The following is an 18464-nucleotide window of genomic DNA, read 5'->3' as shown; positions in this document are numbered from 1 at the left end:
GGCCCGTGCGGGCACGGGCGACGCGGCCAACCCGGCAAGCGCCAGCACGGGCGCCAGCCAGACGCCCGCGCCCACCCCCCGGGCCATCTTGCGCCGCTGGCGCCGCCAGGCCTGCCACAGGCCCCCCCGCGGCCCCACGGCCACCGACAGGAAATACAGCAGGCCGGCCAGCAGGATGATGGCGGGCGACGCCGCCACGTCGAAGCGGTACGACAGCAGCAGCCCCGCCCACGAGGCCAGCGCCCCCAGGATGGCCGCCAGCACCATCTGCGCCCCTACCGAGTGCACCCAGAAACGCGCCGCCGTGGCCGGCAGCATCATGATCCCCACCACCATCAAGGTGCCCAGCACCTGGAAGCCCGCCACCAGATTGAGCACCAGCAGCAGCAGAAAGGCCATGTGCGCCCAGGCGCCCGCATGCCCGCCTTCGGCGCGCAGGAAACCCGGATCCAGGCACTCGAGCACCAGCACCCGGTACAGGGCGGCCAGGGCCAGCAGCGTCAGGCTGCTGACCGCCGCCACCAGCACCAAGGCGGCATCATCCAGGCCAAGCACGGTGCCGAACAATACGTGCATGAGGTCCGCGCTGGTGCCCTTGAGCGAGACCAGCAGCACCCCCAGCCCCAGCGACACCAGATAGAAGGCGGCGAAGCTGGCGTCTTCGCGCAGCGGCGTGACGCGCGATACCAGCCCCGCCAGCACCGCCACCACCACCCCCGTGACGAGCCCGCCCAGCGTCATGGCGGGAAGAGAAAACCCCGCTGTCAGGAAGCCCACCGCCACCCCGGGCAGGATGGCATGGGCCATGGCATCGCCCATGAGACTCAGACGACGCAGGACCAGCACCACGCCCAGCGGCCCGGCCGCCAGCGAAAGCGCCCAGGACCCCGCCAGCGCGCGGCGCATGAATGCGAACTCGATGAAGGGCTGCACCAACGCATGCCACAACCCGCTCATGCCGCTTCCCCGGCACACAGGTGACGCGCGAGGTGCAGATGCGCCGCGGTGAGCACCTCGGCCGTGGGCCCCCAGGCCACCTGCTGGCGCGCCAGCAGCAAAGCGCGTGGGAAATGGGTGCGGACCATGTCCAGATCGTGCAGCACCACGATCAGCGTTCGGCCCTGGGCGTGCCACTGCTGCAACAGCGCCAGCAGGTCTTCGGTGGTGGCCCGGTCCACGGCCGAAAAGGGCTCGTCCAGCACGATGACCCGGGCATCGCGCACGATCAGCCGGGCAAACAGGGCGCGCTGCAGCTGCCCGCCGGAGAGGGTGGCGATGGGCTGGCGCCCCTGTCCTGCCAGCCCGACCGCCTGCAGCGCCGCCTCGACCGCATCGTGGTCGGCCGGCGACAGCCCGCGCCAGGGCCCCAGGCGGTGCCACGCCCCCAGCGCCACCAGGTCGAAGGTGCGGATCGGCACCCCCCGATCGAGCGTGCCCCGTTGCGGCAGGCAGGCCAGCTGGCCCTGCACGCTTTCGTGCAGCAGAATCTGCCCGTGCACAGGCATCAGGCGGCCGGCCAGGGCATCGACCAGCGTGGATTTACCCGCCCCATTGGGCCCTACGATCGCCGCCAACGAGCCCTGCGTGAAGACCCCGTCGAGATCGCGCACGATCACCCGGCCCTGACGCGCCAGCCAGACCTGCTTCAGCGTAATCGCCGCCGCGGCCGGCGCCGCCGCCCCCCCGCAAGCCGCTGACTCGGCTACGCCGGCCGCGCCGGGCGCGCTGACTGGATCGGCTGGACCGGCTGGGCTGGCCCTCATTGCAGGGCCCACAGCGTGAGCCACCACAACAGCACCACCACCAGACCGGCGCCCGCCATGCGGCCGGCTGCCGACGCCAGCAGTGCCGAGCCGCGTACGCGGCGGGCAGAAAGCGGAGAACTCATGTGGGCACACCCGAATGGAAAGAAGGAGCAGTCGACCTGCGAATGTTATGTTATAACATAACCATCATGACTCGCCCCGCTGACACTCTGGACCCGGGCGCAATCGCCCGCCAGCTGGCCATCGCCGAGCAACTGTGTGCCCGGCGCGGGTCGCGGCTGACGCCGTTGCGGCGCCAGGTGCTCGAAGCCCTGCTGCGCCATCCGGGCAGCCTCAAGGCCTATGAACTGCTGGCCTTGCTGCAGGGCTCGCTGCCGGGGGCCGCCCCGCCCACGGTCTATCGCGCCCTGGATTTTCTCACGGCCCAGGGCCTGATCCACCGCCTGGATGCGGTCAACGCCTGGAGCGCCTGCACCGACGCGGGGGGTGAACCGCACGACCTACTGCTGGTCTGCCCGCGCTGCGGCCGGGTGGCCGAACTGAACGATCCGGCCCTGGGCCAACAACTGGCCCGCTGCGTGGCGCGCGCCGGCTTCGCCCTGGCGGGCCACGAGGCCGACCTGCCCGAACTGCGCGCGCTGTGCGGCCGCTGCGCCGCCCAGCCAGAGGCCTGACCGGCAACCCGGCCGGAAGCCTGGCCGCAGGCCTGGCCAAAGAGCCGGGCAGCCAATGGCCGGGCAGTTTGCCCAATCTTGCATACCATGATGTAATGGCGCGTTGACCCTGACCACTTGACAAAAATGAATTCCGCCTTTTCCGAACCCATGATCCCCGTCACCGTACTGACCGGTTTTCTGGGGGCTGGCAAGACCACGTTGCTGCGACGCATCCTGTCCGAATTCCACGGCCAGCGCATTGCCGTGATCGAAAACGAGTTCGGCGAGGAAAACATCGACAACGACCTGCTGGTGCAGGACAGCGAAGAACAAATCATCGAACTGAGCAACGGCTGCGTGTGCTGCACGGTGCGCGGCGACCTGGTCCGCACCCTGAACGACCTGGCCGGGCGCCGCGATCAGGGGCAGGTGGCCTTCGACCGGGTGATCATCGAAACCACCGGCATGGCCAACCCGGGCCCCGTCTGCCAGACATTCTTCATGGACGACGACATCGCCGAAACCTACCGGCTCGATGCCGTCATCACGGTCGTGGACGCCCGCCACGGCATGGCCACGCTCGATCGCCAAGAAGAAGCCCAGCGCCAGGTCGGCTTTGCCGACCGTATCCTGGTCTCCAAGAAAGACCTGGTCAACGAGGCCGATTACCAGGCACTGCGCAAGCGCCTGATGCACATCAATCCGCGCGCCAGCATCGCGCCGGTCCATTTCGGCGAGACCGACCTGAACGTTCTGCTCGACGTCAGCGGTTTCAACCTGGATGCCATTCTCGACATCGACCCCGAATTCCTTGCCGAACAGGCCGCCGGGCACGACCACGACCACGACCACGATCACGATCACGAGCATGAGCATGATCATGAGCACGACGAGGACGGTCACGTCTGCGGCCCGGGCTGCCACCCCGACCATCATGGGCACCATCACGCGCACCATGACGACATCGGCGCCTTCGTATTCCGCTCGAACCGGCCTTTCGACCCCGAGCGCCTGGAAGACTTCCTGAGCGGGGTGGTGCAGGTCTACGGCACCGACCTGCTGCGCTACAAAGGCATCCTGTACATCAAGGGCATCCAACGGCGCATGCTGTTCCAGGGCGTGCACATGATGTTCGGCGCCGAGCCGGGCAAGCCCTGGGCTACCCGTGAAACACCGAATACCCGCATGGTCTTCATCGGCCGTACACTGCCCAAAGACATCTTTACACAGGGGCTGGAACAATGTCTGGCCTGAAAGCCGCCACAGCACCGCCCCGCAACCAGATGCTCGGGCGGCCAGGCAAGCAGACACACAACAGAGGATCACGACATGGCTAGCAAATCCACCACTCATTCTCCGGTCCGGTTGCCGACCGAAAAGGAACTGTTGGCAATGCCCGAGAAGGACTACATGAACGACGCGCAGCTGGCATTCTTTCGCGAACGCCTGCGCCAGCTCGAACACGAAATCCTCACCAACGCCGGCGCCACCACCGAAAACCTGCGCGAAACACAATACGTGCCAGACCCGGCCGATCGCGCCACCATCGAAGAAGAGCACGCCCTCGAATTGCGCACGCGCGACCGCGAACGCAAACTGCTCAAGAAGGTGCAGCAATCCATCGCCCGCATCGAAACCGGCGAATATGGCTGGTGCGAAGAAACGGGCGAACCCATCGGCCTGGCGCGCCTGCTGGCCCGGCCCACCGCCACCCTGTCGCTCGAAGCCCAGGAACGCCGCGAAATGCGCCAAAAACTATACGGCGACTGAACCCCGGCGCCCTTGAAACCGCCGGCTTCGCCCCCATGTAGCTCTTTCCAACCCAAGAGAGCCTCATGGAATCCTTTCACGCCACCACCATTCTTTGCGTCCGTCGCGGCAACCAGGTGGCCCTGGGCGGCGATGGCCAGGTCACCCTGGGCAACATCGTCATCAAGGCCACGGCCCGCAAGATCCGCCGGCTGTACCATGACAAGGTGCTGGCCGGCTTCGCCGGCGCCACGGCCGACGCCTTCACCCTGCAAGAGCGCTTCGAAGCCAAGCTCGACAAGCACCAGGGCCACCTGATGCGGGCGGCCGTCGAACTCACGCGCGACTGGCGCACCGATCGCGTCCTGCGCCGTCTCGAGGCCATGCTGATCGTGGCCGATGCCGAACACACCCTGATCCTCACCGGCAATGGCGACGTGCTCGAACCCGAGCACGGCATCGCCGCCATCGGCTCGGGCGGGGCCTACGCCCAGTCGGCCGCGCGGGCCCTGATGCAGGCCACCGATCTTGCGCCCGCCGACGTGGTCGCGCGCTCGCTCGAAATCGCCGGCGAGCTCTGCATCTATACCAACCAGAACCACATCATCGAAACGCTGTAACCCCCATGTCTGATGCCAACACCCCCATGACCCCTCGCGAGATCGTCTCCGAGCTGGACAAGCACATCGTCGGCCAGGAACGCGCCAAGCGCTCGGTCGCGGTGGCCCTGCGCAACCGCTGGCGGCGCCAGCAGGTGGCCGAACCCCTGCGCCACGAAATCGTGCCCAAGAACATCCTCATGATCGGCCCCACGGGGGTGGGCAAGACCGAGATCGCGCGCCGCCTGGCGCGGCTGGCCAACGCCCCGTTCATCAAGGTCGAAGCCACCAAGTTCACCGAGGTCGGCTACGTGGGGCGCGACGTGGACACCATCGTGCGCGACCTGGTCGAGGTCGCGGCCAAGCAGATCCGCGAGACCGAAACGCGGCGCGTGCGGGCCCAGGCCGAAGACGCCGCTGAAGACCGTATCCTCGATGCCCTGCTGCCGCCGCCGCGCAATGCCCGCGGCGAGCCCGAGCGCGAAGAAACCAATACCCGGCAGATTTTTCGCAAACGGCTGCGCGAAGGCCAGCTCGACGACACCCAGATCGAGATCGACATCACCCAGGCGCCGGCCCGCATGGAAATCATGGCGCCGCCCGGCATGGAAGAAATGACCGAGCAGCTGCGCGGCATGTTCGCCGGCCTCGCCCAGGGCAAGACCAAGTCGCGCAAGCTGTCGGTGCGCGAGGCCTTCCGCCTGCTGGTCGAAGAAGAAGCCGCCCGGCGCATCAACGAGGACGACCTGCGGGGCCACGCGGTCACCCTGGTCGAACAGCACGGCATCGTGTTCCTGGATGAAATCGACAAGATCGCCACCCGCCAGGAGCACGGCGGGGCCGATGTCTCGCGCCAGGGCGTGCAGCGCGACCTGCTGCCGCTGGTCGAAGGCACCACGGTGAGCACCAAGTACGGCATGGTCAAGACCGACCACATCCTGTTCATCGCCTCGGGCGCCTTCCACCTGTCGCGCCCCTCGGACCTGATCCCCGAACTGCAGGGCCGTTTCCCGATCCGGGTCGAGCTCGATTCGCTCACCACCGAAGACTTCGTGCGCATCCTGAACGAAACCGACGCGTCGCTGGTCAAGCAATACGTAGCGCTGCTGGCCACCGAAGACGTCACGCTCGAATTCACGGACGAAGGCATCCACCGCCTGGCCGAACTCGCCTGGCAGGTGAATGAACGCACCGAGAACATCGGCGCGCGGCGCCTGTACACGGTGATGGAAAAACTGCTCGAGGATCTGTCCTTCGATGCATCCAACCCCGGCTCGGACACCGTGCGCATCGACGCCGCCTACGTGGACGACAAGCTGTCCGAAGCCGCAGCCAGCCAGGATCTGGCCCGCTACGTGCTCTGACGCCCGGGCGAGCCCCGCCGGCTGGCTGGCCCATGCGCGCCCGCCACGGGGCGCGCGGCCCCGCCCTATTTCTTGAGCTGGACGATGCGGTAGCGCTTGTCGCTGCGTTCGGCCGTGAACTTGACCACGTCGCCCACGGACACGCCCGCCAGCAGGGCGGGATCGATCTGATACACCAGCGTCATGGCGGGTAGATCCAGCGGCGCGATGGCGCCGTGCTGGATGGCGATCTTGCCCTTGGCCGGGTCGACCCGCACCACCTTGCCGCTGGATTGGGCCTGCACAGGCTGCGCGACCGCCACCTGGGCCGCCAGCCCGGTGGCGGCCAGCGCGGCCAGGGCGCCAGCCGTTAGCATTCTGGGGTTCATGCGCTACACTCTCCTGGATTTCTTTCAGCGATAGAATCAGCATACCGCGAAACGTACGCGACGTGCCCGCCCCATGCCAGACGCTCATTCCCATGCCGTTCCCGGCTATACCCTGCGCCCGGCCGCCCCGGGCGACGTACCCGCCGTGCATGCCCTGATGCACGAGATGGCCACGTTCGAACGCCTGCTCGATACCTTCAAGGCCACGCCCGCCAGCCTGCAGCGCAGTTTTTTCGGCCCCGAGCCAGCCGCCCGCTGCCTGGTCATCACCCCGGCCGGCCAGCCCGGGCAGCCGGTCGCCTACATCATCTGGTTCCACAACTATTCCAGCTTTCTCGACCGGCGCGGGCTGTATCTGGAAGACGTGTACATCACGCCGGCCCATCGCGGCCGCGGCCTGGGCGGCTGGGCGCTGCGGCACCTGGCGGCACAGGCACTGGCGCTGGGTTGCGGGCGCTTCGAGTGGGTCGTGCTCGACTGGAACCAGAACGCGATAGACTTCTACAGGCACCACGGTGCCGAAATCCTGCAGGAATGGCGCATCGTGCGTGTCGCCGGCGACGCCCTGCAGCGCCTGGCCGCGCAGGCCTGACCCGTTGCGCGCAGCCACCATCCTAGCCTCGGAGGATCTGCCACCATGTCGATACGTGTTTCCATCGTGACCACCCGCACCGGGGATGACGGTACCACCGGCCTGGGCGACCGCCAGCGCGTGCCCAAGAATGCCCCGCGCATCCAGGCGCTGGGCGAAGTCGACGAGCTGAACAGCACGATCGGCATCTGGCGCACCCACACGCTGCCCCCGCCCGTCGACGCCCTGCTCGCCCAGGTCCAGAACACCCTCTTCGATCTGGGCGGCGAACTGAGCATCCCGGGCACGAGCCTGGTTACAGAAGCGCAGGTGCATGCCCTGGACGCCGCCATCCAGGCTGCCAACAAGGGCCTGGGCGCCCTGCAGGAATTCATCCTGCCGGGGGGCTCGCCGGCCGGCGCCTGGGCACACCTGGCCCGCTCCGTGGCCCGGCGCGCCGAGCGCGCCGTGGTCGCCCTGGCCGCCCAGGAACCGGTCAACCCGCCGGTACGCCAGTACCTGAACCGGCTCTCGGACCTGTTCTTCGTGCTGGCCCGCCAGCTGAACCAGCAAGCGGGCGTGGCCGACGTCCTGTGGTCGCGCGAACCATGAACCAACCCACGCTCGAGGCGCTCACGCGCGACATTCGGGCCCAATACGACCGCCTGAGCCCGCAGTTCCGGCTGGCCGCCCGTTACCTGCTCGAACACCCCACCCAGGTCGGTACGCTCTCGGCGCGCAAGCTGGCGGCGCTGATCGGCGTGCAGCCGGCCACGCTGGTGCGCCTGGCCCGCCACCTGGGCTTTCCGGGCTGGGACGCGCTGAAGGCCGTGTTCGTACGGGATCTGCAGGCCAGCGAGATCTCCGCCTCGGTCTCGCTGATGCAGACATCGCGCACGGACGGCTGGCTGGCCCAGGTGCAGCAGCAATCGCGCCATCTGGCCGCGCTGGCCGAACGCAACCACCGCCAGGCGGTGATGGCCGGTGCCGAACGCCTGGCGCGGGCGCCGCACATCGGCGTGGCCGGGTTTCATGCGAGCCATCCCGCGGCCTTCAGCCTGCGCTACCTGTGCAGCCTGTTCCGGCCCGACGTGCACCTGCTGCAGAACACGGGCGGCATCATGCAGCTCATGTTGCGCCACCTGCGGCCCCAGGACGCCGTCGTCCTCATCGAACAGGATCCCTACGTGCCCGACACCCTGGCGCTGGGCCTGGCCGCCCTGGAACAGGGCTGCGCCCTGGTCACCCTGAGCGACAGCCCGCTGGCGCCGTGCGCCCGCATCGCCGGGCACCCCCTGCTGTACCCCGCCGGCAACCCGCTGGGCCTGCCGTCTTCGGTGGCCCTGCAGGCCCTGGTGGAACTGCTGGTCTGGCAGCTGCGCCTGCTGTCGGACACAGAACAGCCGCCCGGCTGACCCAGGCGGCTGCGTGGCGGGCCGCGCCTGCGGCCCCGGGGGCGGATCAGCGAACCCGGCTGACCATGTATTCGACCGCGGCCCGCAGGCTGGCGTCATCGAATTTGGTACCGCCACGGGCCGGCATGCCGCCCTTGCCCTGCGTGGCCACCAGCATCATTTCATCCATGCCGCGTGCGATGATGGGCTCCCAGGCCTTCTTGTTGCCCAGCTTGGGCGCGTTGGCGGCGCCGGTGCTGTGGCACGCGACACACGCCTGCTTGTACAGCTTTTCGCCGGTTTTCAGGGTGCCGGCATCCGAGGCCACCGACAGCGCGGGCAGCAGGGCCAGCGACAGGGCGGCGATGCTCAGGGTCTTCAACATGGTCTTCTCCGTAGGGGTTCGATTATTGTGGGATGGGTGCGGGTGCCGCCACCTGTTTCATGAGGTCGTCGTTCCAGTCGCCTTCGACCACCACGTGGCCGGCGGCACCGAGCTCGAACGCCTCGATCAGGTTATGGTTGACGTAGGCATAGACGCCAGGTTGCTTGAAGGTGTAGAGCGCCGCACCCACCGCGCCACCCGGGATGAACCAGGTTTCGAGGTCTTTTTCGGGGGCGTTGGCGAACTTGCCGCTCTGCCAGACGTAATCGCCGTGACCGCCGATCAGGTGCGGGCGCGTATCGCGGTTGCCCACCGAATGGATGAACAGCACCGTCTCGCCCACCTTGGCCGGCAGCGCGCCTTCGCCCATCAGGGCGCCCACCTTGCCGTTGAACACGATGTGGCTGGGGGTCAGCGTGCGCATGACCTCGACCGTGTCGCCATAGCTTTCCAGCGGCGTGTCGTACTCTTTGTATTCGCCGTCTTCATCCTTGGGGATGTAGAGATCGAACTCGCCGATGGTAAAAGCGGTGTCGTACTTGAGCGGCTGGCCGTCGGCGTCTTTCAGGCCGTCGCGCGGCAGCACCATCAAGGTGCCGCTCATGCCCGAGACCACGTGCCAAGGCACCATGCCTTCCGGCGCGCAGTGATACAGGAAGGTACCGGGCCGGTCGGCCTTGAAGCGCAGCACCACCTGTTCGCCCGGCTGGATCGTGGTCAGCGCGCCGCCCCCGAGGGCCCCGGTGGATGCGTGAAAGTCGATGTTGTGCTCGAGCGTGTTCTCTGAGCCGTTGATCAGCGTCAGCTGTACGTAGTCGCCCTCGTGCACCACCATGGTGGGGCCGGGCAGCGTGCCGTTGAAGGTCATGGCCTGCAGGGTCGTGCCCTCTTCCTCGTCGATGACGACCTTTTTTTCCTCGATGTGCATCGTGAATTCGACCACGCGCGGCGCGGCGGTCGTGGCCTGTTCGTGCTTCATGACGTGCGGGGGGGCCAACAGCACGGGCTGGATGTGCTCGAGCTGATCGACAGGGTCTGCCACTGCAACGCCGCCGGCCAGCAGTGAAGCCAGGGCGGTGGCAGCCATACACAGACGAAATACCTTCATGGTGAACTCCCTTGTTTTTTGATGAGTCGTTTTGTTCGACAGCCACATCATCTCATCCAAAGGGAAAACCCTGATTGCGCTAAATCAAAGTCATTCAGCTTGCGTTCAGATTTGTTGCAAAACCTTGATCTGCCTCAAGGTCACCGGTCGCGTTGCGCGCCGATTTGTGCTGGCCAACGGTCAGGCGTCTTCGCGCACCAGCCGGAAGCCCAGATTGGCGGGCGGCAGGCCGATCGAACACGCGCCATTGCGCGGATCCCGGATGAAGTCCGCCATGGCCGCCACGTGCGCGCCCGCCAGAATGCGCACCCCGCAATTTTCGCGTGGCGGCAGCGGCAACGGCCCCACGCTGTGGCTGGCGAAGCAGGTATCCGTCCATTCCCAGACATTGCCGCCGACGTCGCTCAGGCCCAGCGCATTGAGGCCGAAGTGCCCAAACGGCTGGGGCGGCTTGACGCGCCCCTGGCGGCGCTGGATCTCGCGCCGGTACTCGGCCAGCCAGCGCACGGCCGGGTTGTCTGGATCCGAAGGCAGGGCGCCCTCTTCGCGATAGCGCTCGGCCGCGGCCCGTACCCATTCTTCGTAGATCGGCAGGCGCCACGCCTGCCCCGTTTTTTTGGACAACCAGGCCGCATAGGCGGTGGCATCCGCCCAACTGACCCCCACCGCGGGGTGTTCGGGAGACTCGAGCCGGCGAAACGCCTTGTCCAGGCGCTTGCAGGCGCCTGCCTGGACGCACTCGGCGTATTCGGCCTGGCTGACCTGGCGCTGCATGATGAGCACGCCGTCGCCGACTTCGCCCGCCACCCGCGGCGGATCGACCGGCATCCCCTGATCGAGGAACTCGCCCGCCGCCTGATACTCGAACGAACCGGACGGAATCGCCACCACGGCCGGAGAGGCCGACGCCGCCAGCACGGGCCAGGCGGCCGCCAGGGCGGCCAGGGCCAGGAAACGGGGCAAGCGGGCAGGAACAGGCATGGCGGGACTCCGTGGACGCAATGCCTGCATTGAAGCAGAGTACGGGTCAACCCGTATTGCGATGCATCAACAGCGCGTGCTATTTGCCCTGCCAGCGCGCCGGACGCTTCTGCATGAACGCATCGATGCCTTCTTCGGCATCGGCGGCCAGCATGTTGGTGGCCATGACCTGGGCGGCGAAGTCGTAGGCCTTGTCGAGCGGCAGGCCCAGCTGGCGATACACCATGGTCTTGCCCGTGCGGATGGCCAGCGGGCTTTTGGCGACGATTGCGCCCACCAGGCCCTGCACCGCGCCGTCGAGCTCGTCGTCTGGGACGACGTGGTTGACCAGGCCGCGCGCCGCCGCCTGTTCCGCGCTGATGAACTGGCCGGTGACCAGCATCTCGAAGGCCTGCTTGATGGGCACGTTGCGCGTCAGCGGCACGGCCGGCGTGGAACAGAACAGGCCTACGTTGATCCCCGAGACGGCGAAGCGCGCGCTGTGCGCCGCCACCGCGAGGTCGCAGCTGGCCACCAGCTGGCAACCCGCCGCCGTGGCCGTGCCGTGGACCCGCGCAATCACCGGCACCGGCAATTGCACCAGGCTCTGCATGAGGCGCCCGCACTGGCTGAACAAGGCGCGGTAGTAGGCCTCGTCGCCCGCGTGGCCGCGCATCTGCTTGAGATCGTGGCCGGCACAGAAGGCGCGCCCCCGGGCCGCCAGCACGACCGCGCGCAGGGCGTCGTCGGCGCGGCAGGCATCGATGGCGGCCTGCAGGGCCGTCAGCATTTCTTCGGACAAGGCGTTGTACTGGTCGGGGCGGTTCAGGGTGAGCGTGAGCACGTCGCCCTGGCGTTCGCTCAGGATCAGGTCGGATGAAACAGTCATCAGGGTCTCCGGTATCAATGGAACAACAGGCGGACTTTGTCGAACAGGCGGCCAAAGAAGCCGGCCTCGGGTACCGAAGCCAGCACCTGCAAGGGCGCCTGCGCCAGAACGTGGCCGTCCAGCTCGACCTGCAGCGTGCCGATGACCGTGTCCGCGCTCAGTGGCGCGAGCAGCGGCTGCGGGTAGCGGGCTTCGGTGTGCACGCTGCCCGACTGCCCGCGCGGCACGGTGACCCACAGGGCGTGATCCAGCCCCAGGCCGACGGCGTCGGCCTCGCCTTCCCAGACCTGGGCCATGACGGCCGGCTGCGCCGCCTCGAGCAGCTGCACGGTGTCGAAATTCTTGTAGCCCCAGTTGATCAGCTTCAGGCTGCTTTCGGCGCGCGAGGCTTCGCTGCCCGCGCCCACCACGACGGAAATCACCCGGCGCCCGTCGCGCAGGGCCGTGGTGACCAGGCAATACCCCGCGGACTTGGTATGCCCGGTCTTCAGGCCATCGATGGTTTCATCCACCCACAGCAAACGGTTGCGGTTGCTCTGGCGGATTTTGTTGTAGGTATATTCTTTTTGGCTGTAGTAGTGCATGTACTGCGGGAAGCGCTGCACCAGCGCGCGCGTCATGAGCGCCAGATCCTGGACCGTCGTGGTGTGGTCAGGATCGGGCAGGCCGGGCGAGTTCACGAAATGGGTGTGCTTCAGGCCAAGCGCCTGCGCCTGCTGGTTCATGAGCGCCACGAAGGCCGACTCGCTGCCGCCCACGGCCTCGGCCAGGGCCACCGTGGCATCATTGCCCGACTGGACGATCAACCCCTGCAGCAGGTCGTTGACCGGGACGTCGCTGTTCGGGTCGATGAACATGCGCGAACCTTCGGTTTTCCAGGCTTTCTCGGACACATGCACTTTTTGGTCGAGCTTCAGGCGGCCGTTCTCGAGGGCATCGAACACCACATAGGCCGCCATGATCTTGGTGAGCGAGGCGGGTTCGACCGGATCCTGGGGATTGTGCGCGGCGATGATCTGGCCGCTGTTGGCATCCATGACCAGCCAGGCCTTGGCATCGACCGAAGGCGCCGGGATGCTGGACAGCGAGTCGACCGTGAGCAGCCCGGCGGCTGCCGCACCCGCCCCGCCTTGCGCGCCTGCGGCCTCGGTGGCCGGCGGCGCATCGGCGGCCCCGGCGCCAAACGGCGCCCCCGCCAGGGCGGCCGCAAGAACCAGGGAACCCACGAGATGGAGCGGAAAAGCAGATTTCGGAGCAAACGTCATGGATGGGCTCTTCGTGCAAGTCGGGCAGTCAATTTGCCATTATAGGCATCCGCTTGCTGGCCCGGATACCCGTTTGCCGGGCCAGCGGCCTGCCCTGTTCAGGCGGCCGGATCCACGGGCGCGGCGAAACAGGCCAGGGCCGAATCCACGATCTGGCGCAGGATGAGCAGTTTGCCATGGAAGAAATGCCCCGCATCGGGCACCAGCAGCAGCGGCAGCTGATGGGCGCGCGCAAAATCCGTGCCCTCGGACAGTGGCACGACCTCGTCGTGCTCGCCATGCACCAGCACCGTATCGGCCGGCACGGTGAGTTCGCGGTACCGGAAGCGCTCGACCGCACAGCCAATGAGCATCAGGCGGGCCGGCAGCGGCAGGCCGTGATCGGCCAGCTCGGCGTGCAGTTGCGCCGCCACGGCCGAACCGAAAGAAAACCCGGCCAGCATCCAGGGGCTGGCACCGGCCCAGGGGAATGTCTCGAGCACGTGCCGCACGCAGGCCAGCATGTCGGCCGTCTCGCCCACGGCGGCATCGAATGTGCCTTCGGAGCCGCCCACGCCCCGGAAATTGGGCCGGATCGCCATCAGCCCCTGCTGCACACAGGCGCGCGCGACCGTGGTGACCACCTTGTTGTCGCGCGTGCCGCCATGCAGCGAATGCGGGTGCAGCACCAGCGCCCAGCCGCGGGCCGCCCCGGACGGATGGTCCAGCGTGTATTCGATGCGCCCGGCCAACCCCTGACAAACACCCTGTTCTGTGCGTAAACTCATGTTTTCATGCTCCCGGGCATCCACCACCCTGTTTCGCCTATTCTAATATGTCATCCGCTCATGCCCCCGGGGCGCCGGCCAATCCCGGCCCCGCTGCCTTCCTGCCCGACCCCGGCGCACTGGCAGCCCGCCTGCAGGCCACGCTGCCTGGTTTCCAGCAGGTGGGCTGGCTGAGCGAAACCGGCTCCACCAATGCCGACCTGCTCGAACGGGCGCGCCAGGATCACGGCCAGCTGATGCGCCCCTGGCTGCTGGGCACGCACCTGCAGACGCAAGGCCGCGGCCGGGCCGGGCGCACCTGGCACAACCAGATCGGAGACAGCCTGATGTTCTCATGCGCCTTCGACGTCTTCCTGCCGGCCCGGCAGCTGCCCGCGCTGGCGCCCCTGCTGGGCATGGCCAGCTGCGAGGCCCTGCGCAGCCTGCTGCAGCCCGGCCAGTGCCCGCGCCTGGCCATGAAATGGCCCAACGACCTGCTCTGGGATCAGGCCAAGCTGGCGGGCATTCTCATCGAATCCAGCCGCACCGGCACCAGCCCGGTGTCCGACCATCATCTGATCATCATCGGCATGGGCCTGAACCTGCGCGGCGCCGATACGCTGGCCGACGCCCTGAACCGGCGCGTGGCCGACTGGTCGCGGATCACGGCCGCCGATCCGGCCGCGGCCCAGGTCGACGCCGGCACCCTGGTCGGCACCTGCGCACGCGCCTGGCACCAGGCACTGAACCGGGTCACCGCCCACGGCCTGGCCGACCTGCCCGAGCGCTTTGCCCAGGTCGATGCCCTGGCGGGGCTGCCCATCGACGTGCTCGACGACGGCCACCTGCAGCAAACGGGCGTGGCCTGCGGCATCGACAGCAGCGGCCACCTGTTGCTGCGCAACGCGGCCGGCCTGCACGCCATCTCGGTGGGCGAGATCTCGGCCCGTGTCGCCTCCTGAGGCCCTGTTCGGCACCCGGGCCGTCTTTGGAGGGACGCATGAAACTTCTCGTCGACGCCGGCAATACGCGCATCAAGTTTGCCTGGCTCGGGCCCGGTCCGGCCGGGGTGCCCTGCGCACCGCAGGCGCTCGAACGCGACGCGCTCGACAGCCTGGCGCAGCGCGTGGGCCAGCACGTACCCGAATCCGTGCACGCTTCCAACGTTGCCGGGCCGGCCGTGCGCGTCGCCCTCGAACACGCCTGCCAGTCGGCCTGGGGCCTGGCGGTGCAATGGCACGATGGCCGCACCGGCCAGGGCTGGCTGCGCAACCGGTATTCGAACCCGGCCAGCCTGGGCTCGGACCGCTGGCTCGGCCTGCTGGGCCTCATCCATCATCTGCAGACGGCCGACCCGGCACCCGCCGCCGGCACCGCCTGCCTGCTGGCCAGCTTCGGCACGGCCACGACCATCGACACCCTGGTCTGGCACGGCCTTCGCGCGCCGGCCGCCACGTTCCTGGGGGGCCTGATCCTGCCCGGCGTCACCCTCATGGCCCACAGCCTGGCCCGCGAAACGGCCGACCTGCCGCTGGCGCAGGGCCCGCTGGCCGATTTTCCGCTGGATACCCATGCCGCCATCGCCAGCGGCATCGCCGCAGCCCAGGTCGGCGCGCTCCTGCGGCAACTCCGGCTCGCGAGCGTGCAGCACCCGCTCGCACCGCCCCAGGTATGGGTCACCGGCGGGGCCCTGCCCCAGATCCAGGCCGAGCTGGGCCAGCGCCTGCCCGGCCCCGTGGCGCAACTGGACCATCCCGTGCTCGACGGCCTCGCACTGCTGGCGGGGCCGCCGCATCAGGTGGCTGGCCAACCCCCACGCGCCGCCCGCTGACCCCCCTGGGATATACTGCTTTCTTTGTTCACCGGACCCGACCGCGCCCATGCGATTTCTGCTGACGCTCGCCATCATCGCCAATCTGGGTCTGCTGGCCTATGGGCAGGGCTTTTTCGGGGTGGCGCCGGTCGACCACGGGCGCAACCCGCGCCCGTTGTCACAGCGCAATCAGCAAGCGCTCACGCTGGGCGTCGCCCGGCTGGCAGACAGCGCCAACGTGGCGGCCCAGGCGGCCGCGGCGTCTTCGGCCACTTCCCCGCCGGCGGCGGTCGCTCCCGCGGCCGCCCCACCCCGGCCCTCGCAACCATGAAACCAATACGCAAAGCCGTTTTCCCCGTGGCTGGCCTGGGTACCCGGTTCCTGCCCGCCACCAAGGCCATGCCCAAGGAAATGCTGCCGATCGTCGACAAGCCGCTGATCCAGTATGCCGTCGAAGAAGCCCTGGCGGCCGGCATCACCGAGCTGATCTTCGTGACAGGCCGGCACAAGCGGGCGATCGAAGACCACTTCGACCGCTCGCCCGAGCTCGAGGCCGAGCTCGCCGCCAAGGGCAAACAGGCGCTGCTCGACAGCATCAGCCCCATGCTGCCGGGCCACGTGCATTGCATCTATACCCGCCAGGCCCAGCCGCTGGGCCTGGGGCATGCCGTGCTGTGCGCAGCGCCGATCGTCGGCAATGAACCTTTCGTGGTCCTCCTGGCCGACGACCTCATCGATGCGCAAACGCCGGTGACGCGCCAGCTGGTCGACGCCGCGCACCAGCACAACGGCAGCGTGGTGGCCATCGAGGCCATCGACCCGCAAGACACCTACCGGTACGGCATCATCGCCGGCCAGCCGGTCGATGCGCGCAACATCCGCCTGCAATCCATCGTCGAAAAACCGGCCCCCGCCGATGCCCCGTCGAACAATGCCGTGGTCGGGCGCTACGTGCTCGAACCCGAGATCTTCGACCACCTGCGCCGTACGCCGGCAGGTGTGGGGCACGAAATCCAGCTCACCGACGCCATCTCGCGCCTGCTGGCCGAACGCCCGGTGTACGCGCACCGCTATGAAGGCGTGCGCTACGATTGCGGCAACAAAGAAGGTTTCTTCCAGGCCACCCTGGCGCTGGGCCAGAAATACCACGGCCTGCGCATCTGCTAACGGGCCCTATCTGCTAGCGGGCCCTGTAATATCAGCTGGCCCTGGGGGCCCGGCCCTGCGGCCCCAGGCCCTGGCGCGGCACCCAGGCGGGCCGCGGTACCGCCCGCTGCTGCAGCAGGTCTTCGATGCCGTCGAGCACCCGCTGCACCGCCCCCGAATGCTGCCCGACCCAATGACGCGCGGCCTGGCCCATGTGATTGAGCTCGGTGGGCTCATCGAGCCATTGCAAAGCCTGGCGCACGGCATGCGCGGGATCGGCCGCGCGCGCGATGGCGCCCGCCTGCAGGGCATCGGCCACCGCCTGTTCGAAGTGCGCCGTGTGCGGCCCCACCAGCACCGGGCAGCCCAGCGCGCTGGCTTCGATGAAATTCTGCCCGCCCAGCGGCGCGAAGCTGCCGCCCACGATGGCAACCTGGCTGCAGGCGTAGTACCAGGCCATTTCGCCCAGCGTGTCGCCCAGAATGACGTCCACGTCGCGGCAGGCCGCCAGCATGGAACTGCAGCCTTCGCCCAGCGACTGCAGCGCCGTTCGCCGCACGAAATTCAGGCCTTCGGACTGCAGCAGCCGGGCGGCGGACTCGAAACGCTGAGGGTGGCGCGGCACCAGAATGAACAACACCTGCGGATCGCATTCCAGGCACTGGTCGCGGGTGCGGTCGAGCTGATGCCGGATCTGGCGCACGAAGCGCTCGTCTTCGCCCTCGCGCGTGCTCGCGATGATCACGATGCGCCGGCCCAGGGCATGGCCAAAGGCCGCCCCGCGCCGGATCTGCTCGGCATCCTGTTGCAGGTCGAACTTGAAATTGCCCGAGACACTGACCGCCGTCGCGCCGGCCTGCTCGAGGCGCCGCGCGTCTTTCAGGGTTTGCGCATACGTGCGCGCCAGGCTGGCATACGCCGGCCCGAGCAGCGCATGCACGCGCATGGTACGCCGCAACGAAGCCGCCGACATGCGGGCGCTGGCCAGCATCATGGGCACCTGCTGGCAGCGCGCCGCGTGCATCAGGTTGGGCCAGAGCTCGCGTTCGATCAGCACGCCCAGCACCGGGCGGAAATACTGCAGGAAGCGCCGCGTGGCGCCCGGGAAATCATAGGGCAGCCAGGCTTGCTGCATGCGGCCTTCGGCCAGTTCGGCCGCGAAGACCCGGGCGCCTTCGGCGCGCCCGCTGGCCGTGAGGTGGGTCAGCAGAACGGTGTACCCACGCGCCAGCAGCGCCCGCACCAGCGGAATCGCCGCCCGGGTCTCGCCCAGGCTGACCGCATGCACCCAGATCGCCCCGGGCGGCAACAGGCCAGGCGCCGGATACCGGCCAAAGCGCTCGCGCCCCAGCACCTGCCAACGCCCGCCTGCGCGCCGCGCGCGCAGACCCATCCAGGCCAGCAGGAACGGGGCCAGTATGGTCAGCAGCACAGAATACAGAATACGGATCACGCACACCTCGCATGGGTGCCATCGTGACCTATTGTAAGGGTTTTCCCGAAAATTCAAAGGCCTGTTGTATCGCGGCGCAGACCTGCCCGGCATCTGGCGCCTGCCCGCGCTCGCCCAGGCTGGCGGTGTAGCCCGCCCCCTGCAGGGGGGTACGCACCGGCGTGGACGCCTTGTAGATGCCGATGGTGGGCCGCCCCAGACCAGCCGACAAGTGCGTCAGGCCGCTGTCCAG

General features: G+C 68.1%; 23 protein-coding genes and 1 pseudogene. 12 read left to right on the top strand and 12 right to left on the bottom strand.

The window, feature by feature from the left end; translation table 11 throughout:
• Positions 1-90: 90 nt before the first annotated feature.
• The 3 genes and pseudogenes from WCZ84_RS10600 to WCZ84_RS10590 all read right to left on the bottom strand — a co-directional run.
• Positions 91-957 (bottom strand): annotated as a pseudogene (locus tag WCZ84_RS10600) (metal ABC transporter permease); the annotation flags it as partial.
• A complete protein-coding gene (locus tag WCZ84_RS10595; RefSeq protein WP_372686242.1) occupies positions 954-1763 on the bottom strand; it encodes a metal ABC transporter ATP-binding protein in 810 nt (269 codons plus the stop codon). The pseudogene WCZ84_RS10600 and the gene WCZ84_RS10595, both read right to left, overlap by 4 nt.
• The gene (locus tag WCZ84_RS10590) at positions 1760-1888 is read right to left on the bottom strand and encodes a hypothetical protein (protein ID WP_372686241.1); all 129 of its coding nucleotides are present in this window, start codon (positions 1886-1888) and stop codon (positions 1760-1762) included. Before WCZ84_RS10590 ends, WCZ84_RS10595 begins: the two co-directional genes overlap by 4 nt.
• Positions 1889-1954: 66 nt before the next feature.
• On the opposite strand from WCZ84_RS10590, the gene WCZ84_RS10585 reads away from it, so the two are divergent.
• The 5 genes from WCZ84_RS10585 to hslU all read left to right on the top strand — a co-directional run bounded on the left by WCZ84_RS10585 (position 1955) and on the right by hslU (position 6134).
• Complete coding sequence (locus WCZ84_RS10585) at positions 1955-2440, top strand: Fur family transcriptional regulator (protein WP_372686240.1); 486 nt, start codon at positions 1955-1957, stop codon at positions 2438-2440.
• A 126-nt stretch (positions 2441-2566) separates the two neighbouring features.
• A complete protein-coding gene (locus tag WCZ84_RS10580) occupies positions 2567-3676 on the top strand; it encodes a GTP-binding protein (RefSeq protein ID WP_372686239.1) in 1110 nt (369 codons plus the stop codon).
• 75 nt (positions 3677-3751) lie between these two features.
• Positions 3752-4192, top strand: a complete 441-nt coding sequence (dksA, locus tag WCZ84_RS10575) for an RNA polymerase-binding protein DksA (RefSeq protein ID WP_372686238.1) — start codon at positions 3752-3754, stop codon at positions 4190-4192.
• 65 nt (positions 4193-4257) lie between these two features.
• On the top strand, positions 4258-4791 hold the full coding sequence (gene hslV, locus WCZ84_RS10570) for an ATP-dependent protease subunit HslV (RefSeq protein ID WP_372686237.1): 534 nt from the start codon (positions 4258-4260) through the stop codon (positions 4789-4791).
• Positions 4792-4796: 5 nt separating this feature from the next.
• Complete coding sequence (hslU, locus tag WCZ84_RS10565) at positions 4797-6134, top strand: ATP-dependent protease ATPase subunit HslU (protein ID WP_372686236.1); 1338 nt, start codon at positions 4797-4799, stop codon at positions 6132-6134.
• 65 nt (positions 6135-6199) lie between these two features.
• On the opposite strand, the gene WCZ84_RS10560 is transcribed toward hslU, so the two are convergent.
• Positions 6200-6502 carry a copper-binding protein gene (locus WCZ84_RS10560; protein WP_372686235.1) on the bottom strand — a complete coding sequence of 101 codons (303 nt, stop codon included), beginning with the start codon at positions 6500-6502 and terminating at the stop codon, positions 6200-6202.
• 73 nt (positions 6503-6575) lie between these two features.
• Between WCZ84_RS10560 and WCZ84_RS10555 the strand changes: the two genes are divergently transcribed.
• The 3 genes from WCZ84_RS10555 to WCZ84_RS10545 are packed head-to-tail and all read left to right on the top strand — an operon-like array spanning position 6576 to position 8488.
• Positions 6576-7094: an N-acetyltransferase family protein gene (locus WCZ84_RS10555; RefSeq protein ID WP_372686234.1), complete on the top strand. Its 519-nt coding sequence runs from the start codon at positions 6576-6578 to the stop codon at positions 7092-7094.
• 45 nt (positions 7095-7139) lie between these two features.
• Positions 7140-7685 carry a cob(I)yrinic acid a,c-diamide adenosyltransferase gene (locus WCZ84_RS10550; protein ID WP_372686233.1) on the top strand — a complete coding sequence of 182 codons (546 nt, stop codon included), beginning with the start codon at positions 7140-7142 and terminating at the stop codon, positions 7683-7685.
• Positions 7682-8488, top strand: a complete 807-nt coding sequence (locus WCZ84_RS10545; protein WP_372686232.1) for a MurR/RpiR family transcriptional regulator — start codon at positions 7682-7684, stop codon at positions 8486-8488. The genes WCZ84_RS10550 and WCZ84_RS10545 overlap by 4 nt, the downstream gene beginning before the upstream one ends.
• A gap of 46 nt (positions 8489-8534) precedes the next feature.
• On the opposite strand, the gene WCZ84_RS10540 is transcribed toward WCZ84_RS10545, so the two are convergent.
• The 6 genes from WCZ84_RS10540 to WCZ84_RS10515 form a co-directional block, all read right to left on the bottom strand.
• Positions 8535-8852, bottom strand: a complete 318-nt coding sequence (locus WCZ84_RS10540) for a cytochrome c5 family protein (RefSeq protein ID WP_372686231.1) — start codon at positions 8850-8852, stop codon at positions 8535-8537.
• Positions 8853-8874: 22 nt separating this feature from the next.
• The gene (gene nirK / locus WCZ84_RS10535; RefSeq protein WP_372686230.1) at positions 8875-9960 is read right to left on the bottom strand and encodes a copper-containing nitrite reductase; all 1086 of its coding nucleotides are present in this window, start codon (positions 9958-9960) and stop codon (positions 8875-8877) included.
• 180 nt (positions 9961-10140) lie between these two features.
• Positions 10141-10941 carry a formylglycine-generating enzyme family protein gene (locus WCZ84_RS10530; protein WP_372686229.1) on the bottom strand — a complete coding sequence of 267 codons (801 nt, stop codon included), beginning with the start codon at positions 10939-10941 and terminating at the stop codon, positions 10141-10143.
• Between the two features lie 79 nt (positions 10942-11020).
• Positions 11021-11809, bottom strand: a complete 789-nt coding sequence (locus tag WCZ84_RS10525) for an enoyl-CoA hydratase (protein ID WP_372686228.1) — start codon at positions 11807-11809, stop codon at positions 11021-11023.
• Positions 11810-11823: 14 nt separating this feature from the next.
• Positions 11824-13074 carry a D-alanyl-D-alanine carboxypeptidase family protein gene (locus tag WCZ84_RS10520; RefSeq protein ID WP_372686227.1) on the bottom strand — a complete coding sequence of 417 codons (1251 nt, stop codon included), beginning with the start codon at positions 13072-13074 and terminating at the stop codon, positions 11824-11826.
• Positions 13075-13172: 98 nt separating this feature from the next.
• Positions 13173-13841: an alpha/beta hydrolase gene (locus tag WCZ84_RS10515; RefSeq protein ID WP_372686226.1), complete on the bottom strand. Its 669-nt coding sequence runs from the start codon at positions 13839-13841 to the stop codon at positions 13173-13175.
• A gap of 47 nt (positions 13842-13888) precedes the next feature.
• Between WCZ84_RS10515 and WCZ84_RS10510 the strand changes: the two genes are divergently transcribed.
• From WCZ84_RS10510 to galU, 4 genes are read left to right on the top strand one after another with little or no spacing between them, the layout of a single operon-like run.
• Positions 13889-14782, top strand: a complete 894-nt coding sequence (locus tag WCZ84_RS10510; RefSeq protein ID WP_372686225.1) for a biotin--[acetyl-CoA-carboxylase] ligase — start codon at positions 13889-13891, stop codon at positions 14780-14782.
• Between the two features lie 38 nt (positions 14783-14820).
• Positions 14821-15651: a type III pantothenate kinase gene (locus WCZ84_RS10505; protein WP_372686224.1), complete on the top strand. Its 831-nt coding sequence runs from the start codon at positions 14821-14823 to the stop codon at positions 15649-15651.
• A 49-nt stretch (positions 15652-15700) separates the two neighbouring features.
• Positions 15701-15964 carry a hypothetical protein gene (locus WCZ84_RS10500; RefSeq protein ID WP_372686223.1) on the top strand — a complete coding sequence of 88 codons (264 nt, stop codon included), beginning with the start codon at positions 15701-15703 and terminating at the stop codon, positions 15962-15964.
• A complete protein-coding gene (gene galU / locus WCZ84_RS10495; RefSeq protein ID WP_372686222.1) occupies positions 15961-16800 on the top strand; it encodes a UTP--glucose-1-phosphate uridylyltransferase GalU in 840 nt (279 codons plus the stop codon). The genes WCZ84_RS10500 and galU overlap by 4 nt, the downstream gene beginning before the upstream one ends.
• 31 nt (positions 16801-16831) lie before the next feature.
• On the opposite strand, the gene WCZ84_RS10490 is transcribed toward galU, so the two are convergent.
• Together WCZ84_RS10490 and WCZ84_RS10485 are read right to left on the bottom strand one after the other, a co-directional pair.
• The gene (locus WCZ84_RS10490) at positions 16832-18232 is read right to left on the bottom strand and encodes a 3-deoxy-D-manno-octulosonic acid transferase (RefSeq protein ID WP_372686221.1); all 1401 of its coding nucleotides are present in this window, start codon (positions 18230-18232) and stop codon (positions 16832-16834) included.
• A gap of 28 nt (positions 18233-18260) precedes the next feature.
• The coding region (locus WCZ84_RS10485; RefSeq protein ID WP_372686220.1) for a glycosyltransferase family 9 protein at positions 18261-18464 on the bottom strand (204 nt) is incomplete at its 5' end.

This window comes from Castellaniella sp. (assembly GCF_041675725.1).
Classification (GTDB): Bacteria; Pseudomonadota; Gammaproteobacteria; order Burkholderiales; family Burkholderiaceae_B; genus Castellaniella.
This window is presented reverse-complemented; position numbering and strand designations above follow the sequence as displayed.

What these genes read in the sequence shown, in the direction of transcription:
- WCZ84_RS10555 (WP_372686234.1), top strand. Translation starts at nt 6,576, where the DNA reads ATGCCAGACGCTCATTCCCATGCCGTTCCCGGCTATACCCTGCGCCCG.
- WCZ84_RS10525 (WP_372686228.1), bottom strand. Translation starts at nt 11,809, where the DNA reads ATGACTGTTTCATCCGACCTGATCCTGAGCGAACGCCAGGGCGACGTG.
- galU (WP_372686222.1), top strand. Translation starts at nt 15,961, where the DNA reads ATGAAACCAATACGCAAAGCCGTTTTCCCCGTGGCTGGCCTGGGTACC.
- nirK (WP_372686230.1), bottom strand. Translation starts at nt 9,960, where the DNA reads ATGAAGGTATTTCGTCTGTGTATGGCTGCCACCGCCCTGGCTTCACTG.
- WCZ84_RS10545 (WP_372686232.1), top strand. Translation starts at nt 7,682, where the DNA reads ATGAACCAACCCACGCTCGAGGCGCTCACGCGCGACATTCGGGCCCAA.
- WCZ84_RS10585 (WP_372686240.1), top strand. Translation starts at nt 1,955, where the DNA reads ATGACTCGCCCCGCTGACACTCTGGACCCGGGCGCAATCGCCCGCCAG.
- WCZ84_RS10500 (WP_372686223.1), top strand. Translation starts at nt 15,701, where the DNA reads ATGCGATTTCTGCTGACGCTCGCCATCATCGCCAATCTGGGTCTGCTG.
- dksA (WP_372686238.1), top strand. Translation starts at nt 3,752, where the DNA reads ATGGCTAGCAAATCCACCACTCATTCTCCGGTCCGGTTGCCGACCGAA.
- WCZ84_RS10595 (WP_372686242.1), bottom strand. Translation starts at nt 1,763, where the DNA reads ATGAGGGCCAGCCCAGCCGGTCCAGCCGATCCAGTCAGCGCGCCCGGC.
- hslU (WP_372686236.1), top strand. Translation starts at nt 4,797, where the DNA reads ATGTCTGATGCCAACACCCCCATGACCCCTCGCGAGATCGTCTCCGAG.
- WCZ84_RS10540 (WP_372686231.1), bottom strand. Translation starts at nt 8,852, where the DNA reads ATGTTGAAGACCCTGAGCATCGCCGCCCTGTCGCTGGCCCTGCTGCCC.
- WCZ84_RS10515 (WP_372686226.1), bottom strand. Translation starts at nt 13,841, where the DNA reads ATGAGTTTACGCACAGAACAGGGTGTTTGTCAGGGGTTGGCCGGGCGC.
- WCZ84_RS10560 (WP_372686235.1), bottom strand. Translation starts at nt 6,502, where the DNA reads ATGAACCCCAGAATGCTAACGGCTGGCGCCCTGGCCGCGCTGGCCGCC.
- hslV (WP_372686237.1), top strand. Translation starts at nt 4,258, where the DNA reads ATGGAATCCTTTCACGCCACCACCATTCTTTGCGTCCGTCGCGGCAAC.
- WCZ84_RS10530 (WP_372686229.1), bottom strand. Translation starts at nt 10,941, where the DNA reads ATGCCTGTTCCTGCCCGCTTGCCCCGTTTCCTGGCCCTGGCCGCCCTG.
- WCZ84_RS10550 (WP_372686233.1), top strand. Translation starts at nt 7,140, where the DNA reads ATGTCGATACGTGTTTCCATCGTGACCACCCGCACCGGGGATGACGGT.
- WCZ84_RS10520 (WP_372686227.1), bottom strand. Translation starts at nt 13,074, where the DNA reads ATGACGTTTGCTCCGAAATCTGCTTTTCCGCTCCATCTCGTGGGTTCC.
- WCZ84_RS10590 (WP_372686241.1), bottom strand. Translation starts at nt 1,888, where the DNA reads ATGAGTTCTCCGCTTTCTGCCCGCCGCGTACGCGGCTCGGCACTGCTG.
- WCZ84_RS10505 (WP_372686224.1), top strand. Translation starts at nt 14,821, where the DNA reads ATGAAACTTCTCGTCGACGCCGGCAATACGCGCATCAAGTTTGCCTGG.
- WCZ84_RS10510 (WP_372686225.1), top strand. Translation starts at nt 13,889, where the DNA reads ATGTCATCCGCTCATGCCCCCGGGGCGCCGGCCAATCCCGGCCCCGCT.
- WCZ84_RS10580 (WP_372686239.1), top strand. Translation starts at nt 2,567, where the DNA reads ATGAATTCCGCCTTTTCCGAACCCATGATCCCCGTCACCGTACTGACC.